Origin of the sequence: Pseudomonas sp. B21-035 (assembly GCF_024748945.1) — a bacterium.
Classification (GTDB): domain Bacteria; phylum Pseudomonadota; class Gammaproteobacteria; order Pseudomonadales; family Pseudomonadaceae; genus Aquipseudomonas.
The window spans coordinates 5,379,878-5,392,010 of sequence record NZ_CP087179.1; the positions used below are offsets into that span (position 1 = coordinate 5,379,878).

The window sequence follows — 12,133 nt, forward strand, 5'->3', positions numbered from 1 at the left end:
GACCAGTGTACGCCACTCGGGCTGTACTGTGGTCGTGGCAGGCGTCCTGGTGCCTGAACCGCCTGGCCGATGGCTCAACTCAAACCCAGCTGCGACCAGATCCGCCGCACCTCCTGGCGCTCCTGGACGAACTGCCCGGCATCGATTACCCCGGCCTGCTTTTGCAGGGCCTGGCGGTGCGCGGCGGAACGGAATGCCTTGTACACCTCGCGCAGCAGCACGGCATCGCTGGCGGGCATCAGCCCGGCCTGCTCAAGCTCTTCGAGGATGCGGATGTTGTCGGTCCAGCGCAGCAGTGCCGGATGGTCGTGAGACCAGGCCAAAGCGGCGTATTGCACCATAAATTCGATATCGACGATACCACCGGCATCCTGCTTGATATCGAAGGGCACGCCGGCCTCGAAAGCATTGGCCGCAGTCCCGGCGGCGCTGAGCTTGGTGCCGAGGTTGTCGCGCATCTTGGCGCGCATCTCGCTGACCTCGGCCTGCAGCTTGGGCAGGTCGCGGGCCTGGCCAAGGATGCGCGCGCGCACCGCCTCGAACGCCGTACCCACCTGCGGACAACCGACCAGCACCCGGGCGCGGACCAGGGCTTGGTGCTCCCAGGTCCAGGCTTCGTTCTGCTGGTAACGCTCGAAGGCGCCCAGGGAGCTGACCAGCAACCCCGACGCACCCGAAGGTCGCAGGCGCATGTCCACGTCGTAGAGTTGCCCGGAGTTGGTCTGGGTGGTCAGCAGGTGAATGATGCGCTGGCCCAGGCGGGTAAAGAACTGCGCGCTGTCGATCGGCTTGGCGCCATCGGTTTCGGCCTGCGGGTCGCCGTCGTGGATGAACACCAGGTCCAGGTCCGAGCCGTGGCCCAGCTCGATGCCGCCAACCTTGCCGTAGCCGACAATAATGAAGCCCGGGTCGCACAGGCTGCCGTCGCTGCGCTTGGGCTGGCCGTGACGGCTGACCGTCTGGCGCCAGGCCAGGGCCAGCACCTGGTTGAGAATCGCCTCGGCCAGCCAGGTCAGGTAGTCGCTGACTTTCATCAACGGCAGGTTGCCGGCGATTTCTGAAGCGGCCACGCGCAGGCTGTGGGCCAGCTTGAAGTGGCGCAGGGCCTCCATTTGCTGCTCGAGATCGTCCTCGGGGATGCGCGTCAGCCGCTCGCGCAGTTCGGCGGCCAGCTCCGGGGCCTGCGGCGGGCTGAACAGGCGGCCTTCATTAAGCAGTTCATCGAGCAGCAGCGGGAAGCGGGTGATCTGCTCGGCGATCCATGGGCTGGCGGCGCACAGGGTCAGCAGACGGCGCAGGGCGCCGGGGTTTTCGGTGAGCAGCACCAGGTAGGCCGAACGCCGGGCTACCGCTTCGACCAGCGGCAACACCCGTTCCAGCACCAGGTCCGGGTCGGCGTGCTCCACCGCCTGGGCCAGCAGGCGCGGAATAAAGGCATCCAGACGTTCACGGCCCAGGCGCTGCATGGCCCGCAACTGCGGGCTGACACGCAAGCCGGCGAGTTGCTTGAGGGCTTTTTGCGGGTCGGCAAAACCGGCGCCCTGCAGCTGACGGCAGGCGGCCTCTTCATTCTGGGCTTCTTCCCACAGCGGCAGCCATTCGCCGCCGACAATCACTTCGCCTTCTTCATTCTCGTCTTCGTCCGGGTCGGCAATCACTTGACGGAAGTGCCAGTCGATGCGCCCACGCCAGTGCATCAGTTGCGCATGGAAGCTCGGCCAGTCGGCAAAGCCAAGCATGAAGGCGATGCGCGCGCGGTCCAGCTCATCGTCCGGGAGCATCTGGGTCTGGCGGTCGGCAATCGCCTGGATCGCGTGTTCGGTATAGCGCAGGAATTCATAGCCTTCGCGCAGCTCGGCAATCACCGCCGGCGGCAGGTAACCCTGGCCTTCGAGGGTCGACAGCACTTTGAGCAACGGCCGCTGCTGCAGGCTCAGGTCGCGCCCGCCGTGAATCAACTGGAAGGCCTGGGCAATAAATTCGACTTCGCGGATGCCGCCGGCACCCAGCTTGATATTCTCGGCCATGCCCTTGCGCCGCACTTCCTGCTGGATGAGCTGCTTCATGGTGCGCAGCGCTTCGATCGCCGAGAAATCCAGGTAACGCCGGTAAACGAAGGGCCGCAGCAGGTCCAGCAACTGCGCGCCGGCCACCTGGTCGCCGGCCACCACCCGCGCCTTGATCATCGCGTAGCGCTCCCAGTCGCGGCCCTGGTCCTGGTAGTACTGCTCCAGGGCATTGAAGCTGAGCACCAGGGCGCCGGCCGAGCCATACGGGCGCAGGCGCATGTCGACCCGAAATACAAAGCCGTCGACAGTGATCGGGTCGAGGGCCTTGATCAGCCTTTGGCCCAGGCGGGTGAAGAACTCCTGGTTGTCCAGCGAGCGCTTGACCCCTTCGGTCTCGCCACCTTCGGGGAAGGCGAAGATCAGGTCGATGTCCGACGACAGGTTCAGCTCCACCGCGCCGAGCTTGCCCATGCCCAGCACCACCATGTGCTGCGGCTCACCGCTGCGATGGCCGATCGGCGTGCCGAACTGCTGGCAATGGCGCGGGTACAGCCAGTTGTAGGCTTGGTCTATACAGGCGTCGGCAAGGTCGGACAGGTCGCGGCAGGTCTGCACCAGGTCGGCCTGGCGAGTCAGGTCGCGCCAGATGATCCGCACCTGCTGGCGGCTGCGCTGGCGGCGCAGGTTGCGCGCCAGTTCGTCCTCGCTCTCGGCGGCCTGGCTGGCGGCAGCGATCTGCGCGCACAACTGGCCCGCGGCAAAGGCCCGGTCGAGTTCGCCACTGGCGGCCAGATCGACCAGCATCGCCGGGTCGCGCAGCACCTGTTCAAGGGCAAAATCACTGGCCGCGCTCACCCGGGCGAACTGCGCCCAGCGCTCGGCGCTCCAGTCAGCAACAGACAGTTCTGGCTGCAGGGCGACAGCCGCACGAAACGATTGCTCGTTACGGCTGACCAAGGCAGTGAGGGTGGCCGGCAGTTCGGCCAGCAAAGGCAGGCTCATGGTCTATCCTTGATCGGCGAGATTGGGTTGGCAGCGAGCGGACCGGGGAACCCTGACCACGGTTGGACTGTCGTACAAAAGTTAGAAATAGCTGTAAAAACTGATTTTCTGGCAGAAACCATCGCAGCAAACCTTTTCTTAACTTGTTTTTAACCACCGGTATCGATTTTTCCCACAACCCGAACTGCGGCCACGAGCCATTTTTGTGTAGTTTTACTACTGCCCGATCACTTCAAAAGCATGAAATGGTGATTCATTTGTAGTAAAACTACACAACGCCGGTACACTCTCCGGTAATCCAAGAATTTTATGTCGTCTGCCCAAAAGGCCAGTCGCAAACTCAGGCAACCGATTCTGGAAGCCTTTCCGCCCTGGAGCAAGCCATGCAAGACCTCGATCCCGTCGAAACCCAGGAATGGCTGGACGCCCTGGAGTCGGTTCTCGACAAAGAAGGCGAAGACCGCGCTCACTACCTGATGACCCGTATGGGCGAGCTGGCCACCCGTAGTGGCTCTCAGCTGCCATATGCCATCACCACGCCATACCGCAACACCATCCCCGTTACCCACGAAGCACGCATGCCTGGCGACCTGTTCATGGAACGCCGCATTCGCTCGTTGGTCCGTTGGAACGCGCTGGCCATGGTGATGCGCACCAACCTGAAAGACTCGGACCTGGGCGGCCACATTTCGAGCTTCGCCTCCAGTGCCACCCTGTACGACATCGGCTTCAACTACTTCTTCCAGGCTCCGACCGAAGAACACGGCGGCGACCTGATCTTCTTCCAGGGCCACGCCTCGCCTGGCGTCTACGCCCGCGCCTTCATGGAAGGCCGCATCAGCGAAGACCAGATGAACAACTTCCGCCAGGAAGTCGATGGCAAGGGCCTGTCTTCGTACCCGCACCCATGGCTGATGCCTGACTTCTGGCAGTTCCCGACCGTTTCCATGGGTCTGGGCCCGATCCAGGCGATCTACCAGGCACGCTTCATGAAGTACCTGGAAAGCCGCGGCTACATCCCTGCAGGCAAGCAGAAAGTCTGGTGCTTCATGGGCGACGGCGAGTGCGACGAGCCGGAATCCCTGGGCGCAATCTCGCTGGCTGGCCGCGAGAAGCTCGACAACCTGATCTTCGTCATCAACTGCAACCTGCAGCGCCTCGACGGCCCGGTTCGCGGCAACGGCAAGATCATCCAGGAACTCGAAGGCGTGTTCCGTGGCGGTGGCTGGAACGTCAACAAAGTGGTCTGGGGCCGTTTCTGGGACCCACTGCTGGCCAAGGACGTCGACGGTATCCTGCAGCGTCGCATGGACGAAGTCATCGACGGCGAGTACCAGAACTACAAGGCCAAGGACGGCGCGTTCGTCCGTGAGCACTTCTTCAACACCCCAGAACTCAAGGCCATGGTCGCCGACCTGTCCGACGACGAGATCTGGAAGCTCAACCGTGGCGGCCACGACCCGTACAAGGTCTATGCGGCCTACCACCAGGCGGTCAACCACAAAGAGCAACCGACCGTCATCCTGGCCAAGACCATCAAGGGTTACGGCACCGGTGCTGGCGAAGCCAAGAACACCGCGCACAACACCAAGAAGGTCGACGTCGACAGCCTGCGTCACTTCCGCGATCGTTTCGACATCCCGGTCAAGGACGAAGAGCTGGAAAACCTGCCGTTCTTCAAGCCTGAAGAAGGCAGCGCCGAAGCCCGTTACCTGGCCGAGCGCCGCAGCGCCCTGGGTGGCTTCGTGCCGCAGCGCCGCGCCAAGAGCTTCAGCATCCCGACCCCGCCACTGGAAACCCTGAAGGCGATCCTCGACGGCTCGGGCGACCGTGAAATCTCCACCACCATGGCCTTCGTGCGGATCCTCGCGCAACTGGTCAAGGACAAGGAAATCGGCCAGCGCATCGTCCCGATCATCCCGGACGAAGCCCGTACCTTCGGTATGGAAGGCATGTTCCGCCAGCTGGGCATCTACTCGTCCGTCGGCCAGCTCTACGAGCCAGTCGATAAAGACCAGGTGATGTTCTACCGCGAAGACAAAAAGGGCCAGATCCTCGAAGAAGGCATCAACGAAGCAGGCGCCATGTCCTCCTTCATCGCTGCCGGTACTTCGTACTCGAACCACAACCAGCCGATGCTGCCGTTCTACATCTTCTACTCGATGTTCGGCTTCCAGCGTATCGGCGACCTGGCCTGGGCCGCTGGCGACAGCCGCACCCGTGGCTTCCTGATCGGCGGTACCGCCGGCCGTACCACCCTCAACGGTGAAGGCCTGCAGCACGAAGACGGTCACAGCCACATGCTGGCCGCGACCATCCCGAACTGCCGCACCTATGATCCGACCTACGGCTACGAGCTGGCGGTGATCATCCAGGACGGCATGAAGAAGATGACCGAAGAACAACAGGACGTCTTCTACTACATCACCGTGATGAACGAGTCCTACCAGCAGCCTGCCATCCCGGCCGGTGTCGAGGAAGGCATCATCAAGGGCATGTACCTGCTCGAGGAAGACACCCGCGAAGCGGCGCACCACGTTCAGTTGCTGGGCTCCGGCACCATCCTGCGTGAAGTTCGCGAAGCGGCGAAGATCCTGCGTGAAGAGTTCAACGTTGGCGCCGACGTCTGGAGCGTTACCAGCTTCAACGAACTGCGTCGCGACGGCCTGGCCGTAGAGCGCAGCAACCGCCTCAAGCCTGGTCAGAAACCTCAGGTTACCTACGTCGAAGAGTGCCTGGCTGGCCGTAAGGGCCCGGTCATTGCCTCCACCGACTACATGAAGCTGTTCGCCGAGCAGATTCGCCAGTGGGTTCCGAGCAAAGAGTTCAAAGTCCTGGGTACCGATGGCTTCGGTCGCAGCGACAGCCGCAAGAAGCTGCGTCACTTCTTCGAAGTCGACCGCCACTTCGTGGTGCTGGCTGCCCTGGAAGCCTTGGCTGACCGTGGCGATATCGAACCGAAGGTCGTGGCTGAAGCCATCACCAAGTTCGGCATCGACCCGGACAAACGCAACCCACTGGACTGCTGAGGAGTATTTTTAAGTGAGCGAACTCATTCGCGTACCTGACATCGGCAGCGGTGAAGGTGAAGTCATCGAGCTGTTCGTCAAAGTTGGCGACCGTATCGAAGCCGACCAGAGCATCCTGACCCTGGAATCGGACAAGGCGAGCATGGAAATCCCTGCTCCCAAGGCCGGCGTGGTCAAGAGCCTGAAGGTCAAGCTGGGCGACCGTCTGAAAGAAGGCGACGAACTGCTGGAGCTGGAAGTCGAGGGCGCCGCTGCTGCGGCCCCAGCGGCTGCCGCCCCTGCCGCAGCGCCTGCTGGCGAAGAAAAACCTGCTGCTGCCCCGGCCCCGGCGGCCCCGGCCGCAGCACCGGCTGCCGCAACCGTCCAGGACATTCATGTTCCGGACATCGGCTCCTCGGGCAAGGCCAAGATCATCGAGCTGCTGGTCAAGGTCGGCGACAGCGTCGAAGCCGACCAGTCGCTGATCACCCTGGAATCGGACAAAGCCTCGATGGAAATCCCGTCGCCGGCTGCCGGCGTGGTGGAAAGCATCGGCGTCAAGCTTGAAGACGAAGTCGGCACTGGCGACTTCATCCTCAAGCTCAAGGTCCAGGGCGCTGCTGCCCCGGCGCCAGCGCCTGCCGCTGCTGCCCCGGCCGCCAAGGCTGAAGCCGCACCTGCTGCTGCACCTGCTCCGGCTGCCAAAGCCGAGGCCGCAGCGGCGCCTGCCGCTGCCCCTGCACCAAGCGGTGCCAAGGTTCACGCCGGCCCTGCCGTGCGTCAGCTGGCCCGTGAGTTCGGCGTCGAACTGAGCGCGGTTGCCGCCAGCGGCCCGCACGGTCGTGTGCTCAAAGAAGACGTGCAGGTTTACGTCAAGGCCATGATGCAGAAGGCCAAGGAAGCTCCAGCCGCCGGTGCCACCGGTGGTGCAGGCATCCCGCCGATCCCGGAAGTCGATTTCAGCCGCTTCGGCGAAATCGAAGAAGTGCCGATGACCCGCCTGATGCAAGTTGGCGCCACCAACCTGCACCGCAGCTGGCTGAACGTGCCACACGTGACCCAGTTCGACAGCGCCGACATCACCGAGCTGGAAGCTTTCCGCGTAGCCCAGAAGGCCGTGGCCGAGAAGGCTGGCGTCAAGCTGACCGTGCTGCCACTGCTGCTCAAGGCGTGCGCGCACCTGCTCAAGGAACTGCCGGACTTCAACAGCTCGCTGGCCCCGAGCGGCAAGGCGATCATCCGCAAGAAGTACGTCAACGTCGGCTTCGCGGTGGATACCCCGGACGGCCTGCTGGTCCCTGTGATCAAGAACGTCGACCAGAAGAGCCTGCTGCAACTGGCTGGCGAAGCGGCGGCCCTGGCAGAAAAAGCCCGGACCAAGAAGCTTTCGGCCGACGACATGCAAGGCGCCTGCTTCACCATTTCCAGCCTCGGCCACATTGGCGGCACCGGCTTTACGCCGATCGTCAACGCGCCGGAAGTGGCGATCCTCGGTGTCTCCAAGGCAACCATCCAGCCAGTCTGGGACGGTAAAGCCTTCCAGCCGAAGCTGATGCTGCCGCTGTCGCTGTCCTACGATCACCGCGTGATCAACGGTGCTGCTGCTGCGCGCTTCACCAAGCGCCTGGGCGACCTGCTGACCGACATCCGCACCATGCTGTTGTAATTGCTGTTTCCTGTCTCCCCTGCCGGGGAGACAGGCTCCCTTTTCGAGCTGCCACGCTCGTACCTCAACCCCGTCATTTTGGCGGGGCTTTTTTTATCTGCTGGAAAGGTCCTGTGGAAGTGGGCTGAGCCCGCGATGCGCTGTGTCCGACTTAAGATTCCTACGCCAATGCCGACACAGTTAGTACGGAGGTCTCTGTATCGCTTGTCAGCCTCAAGCGCATGATGCAACCTTGCCGACACGCGTAGTAGCAGATTGCTCTATTTGCGCGAACAGCCTTCTTGAAGCGAGCTCTCGATGAAAAGCCAACCTGATGCCGCCAGCCGTATGGTGGCCGAGGTCGTGACGCAGTTGCCCGTGCCCTCGCGGCTCGGGATGCTGCGTTTCGAGCGGCTGAACGAGGCGAGCTGGGCGCTGCTCTATCTGGACCCTGGTTGCGAACGGCAATTTGGCCTGGCCGCCGTCGAACTCTGCGCCCTGGTCGGCTCGCCCTACGCCAGCCTGATGGAGCCCGAAGCGCGCTACAAACTGCACGACGCCATCCAGCTGCAACTGGCCCAGCGCCCGCATTACCTGGTGCGCTACACCCTGCACACCGGCCAGGGCCCGCTGCACCTGCTGGAGCTGGGCGAAGCCTACAAGCAGCACAACCGCCAGCTGCTGCGCGGTTACCTGATGGTCCTCGACAGCCAGCCGGGAGATACCCCGGACCTGTCGGCCGCCGACCTCGAAACCCGCAACAGTCGCCTGCAGATCGCCCTGCAACTCAACCAGCGCGCCCAGCAGGAACAGCTCGAGCACCTGGAGCGGGTGCGCGCCCAGCAGGACCTGATCCTGCACCTGGCGCGCCATCGCTACAGCGCCAGCAACTCGCTGCTCGAAGCCGCCGAGCTGATCACCCGCAGTGCCTGCGAGATCTACAAGATCGACTGCGCAAGCATCTGGTACCTGGAAGAGCAGCAACTGCAGCCGATTTCGGCGTTCTACCGTTCGACCCAGGAATACCGCCTGCCCGAGCCCATCGACGCCAGCCGTTTTCCCGACTACCTTGAAGCGCTGCACACCAGCCGCGCCATCGACGCCCACAACGCCACCCACGACCCGCGCACCCGCGACATGGCCGAGAGCCTGCGCCCACGCGATATCAACGCCATGCTCGATGCCAGTATCCGCATCGATGGCCAGGTGGTCGGGGTGCTGTGCCTGGAGCAGACCGGCTCGGCGCGGGCCTGGCAAACCGATGAGATCGCCTTTGCTGGCGAGCTGGCCGACCAGTTCGCCCAGGTCATCAACAACCACAACCGGCGCACCGCGACCAATGCCCTGCACCTGTTCCAGCGCGCCGTCGAGCAAAGCGCCAACGCCTTCTTGCTGGTCAACCGCGACGGTGTGGTCGAGTACGTCAACCCAAGCTTTACCGCCATCACCCAGTACAGCACCGATGAAGTCCACGGCCACCGCCTGTCGGAGCTGCCGGCGCTGGAAAACCTCAGCGAGCTGCTGTTCGACGCGCCGTCGAGCCTGGCCATGGGCAACAGCTGGCAAGGCGAGTTCAAGAGCCGGCGCAAGAACCTCGAGCCCTACTGGGGCCAGCTGTCGATTTCCAAGGTGTTCGGCGACAATCGCGAACTGACCCACTATATCGGCATCTACGAAGACATCACCCAGAGCAAGCTGGCCCAGCAGCGCATCGAGCGCCTGGCCTACACCGACAACCTGACCAGCCTGGGCAACCGCCCGGCGTTCATCCGCAACCTCGACGAGCGCTTCGCCCGTGACAGCGACAGCCCGATCAGCCTGCTGCTGGTGGACATCGACAACTTCAAGCGGATCAACGACAGCCTCGGCCACCAGACCGGCGACAAGCTGCTGATCAGCCTGGCCCGGCGCCTGCGCAACAGCCTGAGCCCCGGCGGCAGTCTGGCGCGCTTTGCCAGTAACGAATTCGCCGTGCTGCTCGAAGACACCGACCTTGAAAGCGGCCAGCAGGTGGCCCAGCAACTGCTGCGCACCCTCGACAAACCGATGTTCGTCGACAACCAGCTGATCAACGTCACCGGCTCCGTGGGCCTGGCCTGCGCGCCGCTGCACGGGCGCGACCCGCAGACGCTGATGAAGAACGCAGGCCTTGCCCTGCACAAGGCCAAAGCCAACGGCAAGCACCAGGTCCAGGTGTTCACCGAAGCGCTCAATGCCGAGGCCAGCTACAAGCTGTTCGTCGAGAACAACCTGCGCCGCGCCCTGACCCAGAACGAGCTGGACGTGTTCTACCAGCCCAAGCTGTGCCTGCGCAGCGGCCGCCTGCTGGGCCTGGAAGCGCTGCTGCGCTGGAACCACCCGGAAAAGGGCATGATTCGCCCCGACCAGTTCATCAGTGTCGCCGAAGAGACCGGGCTGATCATCCCCATCGGCAAGTGGATCGCCCGCCAGGCCTGCCGCATGAGCCAGACGCTGCGCCTGGAGGGCCTGGGCAACCTGCAGGTGGCGATCAACCTCTCGCCCAAGCAGTTTTCCGATCCGGACCTGGTCGCCTCGATCGCCAATATCCTCAAGGAAGAAGCCCTGCCCCCGCACCTGCTGGAGCTGGAGCTGACCGAGGGCCTGCTGCTGGAAGCTACCGAAGACACTCACCGCCAGCTCGACCAGCTCAAGCAACTGGGCCTGACCCTGGCCATGGACGACTTCGGCACCGGCTATTCGTCGTTGAGCTACCTGAAGAAATTCCCGATCGACATCATCAAGATCGATCGCAGCTTCATCCACGAAATCCCCGACAACCAGGACGACATGGAGATTACCTCGGCGGTGGTGGCCATGGCCCACAATCTCAAGCTCAAGGTGGTGGCCGAAGGCATCGAGACCGCCGAGCAGCTGGCCTTCCTGCGTCGCCACCGCTGCGATGTCGGCCAGGGCTACCTGTTCGACCGGCCGATTCCGGGCAGCGAGCTGATCACCAAACTCAAACGCTATCCGCGTGGCCCTATCGCCTGACAGCGGCGTTTGTCTCGGGCAATATAGGTTCATTCGGGTCCCATCGCGGGTCAAGCCCGCTCCCACAGTGGGAGCGGGCTTGACCCGCGATGGGACCAGCCTTGCCTACCCCAATCAGCAGAGGAACGATCATGGTCCTGCGCTCGGAGATTCTGGTGAACAAAAACGTCCTGCCCACTGCCGAACAGGCCTTGCCTGGCCGCGAAACCCCGATGACCCTGCCCGAGAAGCATTTTGTCTTCAAGGACACCCCGCTGCTCGGCCCGTTCTTCGAAGGCGCCATCGACTTCGCAATCTTTGGCCTGGGCTGCTTCTGGGGGGCCGAGCGGCGCTTCTGGCAGCGTGAAGGCGTGGTCAGCACCGTGGTCGGCTATGCCGGCGGTTTCACCCCCAACCCGACCTACGAAGAAGTCTGCTCGGGCCTGACCGGCCACACCGAAGTGGTGCTGGTGGTGTTCGACAAGGACAAGGTCAGCTACCAAGAGCTGCTGGCGATGTTCTGGGAACTGCACAACCCGACCCAGGGCATGCGCCAGGGCAACGACATCGGCACCCAGTACCGCTCGGTAATTTACTGCACCAGCCCCCAGCAACTGGACGAGGCACTGGCCAGCAAGCAGGCCTACCAGGCCGAACTGAGCAAAGCCGGTTTCGGCGAGATCACCACCGAGATCGAGCAGGCGCCGACCGTGTACTTTGCCGAGGCCTACCACCAGCAGTACCTAGCCAAGAACCCCGACGGCTACTGCGGCATCGGCGGTACCGGTGTCTGCCTGCCACCGAGCCTGCAAGGCAACTGAGGGATCGACATGTCCGCACCAAGCATGACCCTGTTTCATTCGCCGGCCTCGCCGTTCGTGCGCAAGGTCCTGGTGGTGCTGCACGAAACCGGGCAAACCGACCGGGTGGCGCTGCAGACCGTCAACCTCACCCCGGTCGATCCGGTGGCCGAGCTCAACCAGGGCAACCCGGCCGGCAAGATCCCGGCCCTGCGCCTGGCTGACGGCAGCGTGCTGCACGACAGCCGGGTGATCTGCGAATACCTCGACCTGCAGCATGTCGGCAACCCGCTGATCCCCCGTGACGGCTGGCCGCGCTGGCATCGCCTGACCCTGGCGTCGCTGGCCGATGCGATCATGGATGCCGCGGTGCTGACCCGTTACGAAACCTTCCTGCGGCCCAAGGACAAGCAATGGGACAGCTGGATCGAGGCGCAGCAGGACAAGATCCGTCGTGGCCTGAGCAACCTTGAGCAGCACCACTTCGCCGACCTTGCCTCGGGCTTCGACATCGCCGCCATCGGTGTGGCCTGCGCCCTGGGTTACCTCGACCTGCGCTTCCCCGACTTCGGCTGGCGTGAGCAACAGCCGCAGCTGGCGGGGTGGTATGCGCAGGTTTGCCTGCGTGAATCGATGCGCGCGACTGACCCTTCGATTGTCTGAGCCGGCCTTATCGCG

6 protein-coding genes are annotated in these 12,133 nt (G+C 63.4%); 5 read left to right on the plus strand and 1 reads right to left on the minus strand.

Going from position 1 to position 12,133, the window contains the following annotated elements:
* Positions 1–74: 74 nt before the first annotated feature.
* On the minus strand, positions 75–3,011 hold the full coding sequence (gene glnE, locus LOY22_RS24670) for a bifunctional [glutamate--ammonia ligase]-adenylyl-L-tyrosine phosphorylase/[glutamate--ammonia-ligase] adenylyltransferase (protein ID WP_258595178.1): 2,937 nt from the start codon (positions 3,009–3,011) through the stop codon (positions 75–77).
* A 383-nt stretch (positions 3,012–3,394) separates the two neighbouring features.
* On the opposite strand from glnE, the gene aceE reads away from it, so the two are divergent.
* From aceE to LOY22_RS24695, 5 genes are all read left to right on the plus strand, one after another.
* Positions 3,395–6,040, plus strand: coding sequence for a pyruvate dehydrogenase (acetyl-transferring), homodimeric type (gene aceE / locus LOY22_RS24675; RefSeq protein WP_045199161.1), 2,646 nt, complete (start codon positions 3,395–3,397; stop codon positions 6,038–6,040).
* 13 nt (positions 6,041–6,053) lie between these two features.
* A complete protein-coding gene (gene aceF / locus LOY22_RS24680) occupies positions 6,054–7,685 on the plus strand; it encodes a dihydrolipoyllysine-residue acetyltransferase (protein ID WP_093378794.1) in 1,632 nt (543 codons plus the stop codon).
* 297 nt (positions 7,686–7,982) lie between these two features.
* Positions 7,983–10,676, plus strand: a complete 2,694-nt coding sequence (locus LOY22_RS24685; protein ID WP_045199157.1) for a bifunctional diguanylate cyclase/phosphodiesterase — start codon at positions 7,983–7,985, stop codon at positions 10,674–10,676.
* A 131-nt stretch (positions 10,677–10,807) separates the two neighbouring features.
* A complete protein-coding gene (gene msrA / locus LOY22_RS24690) occupies positions 10,808–11,476 on the plus strand; it encodes a peptide-methionine (S)-S-oxide reductase MsrA (RefSeq protein WP_093378790.1) in 669 nt (222 codons plus the stop codon).
* A 9-nt stretch (positions 11,477–11,485) separates the two neighbouring features.
* Positions 11,486–12,118 (plus strand): glutathione S-transferase, encoded by a 633-nt coding sequence (locus LOY22_RS24695; RefSeq protein WP_258595183.1) that lies wholly within the window; start codon positions 11,486–11,488, stop codon positions 12,116–12,118.
* Positions 12,119–12,133 lie beyond the last annotated feature (15 nt).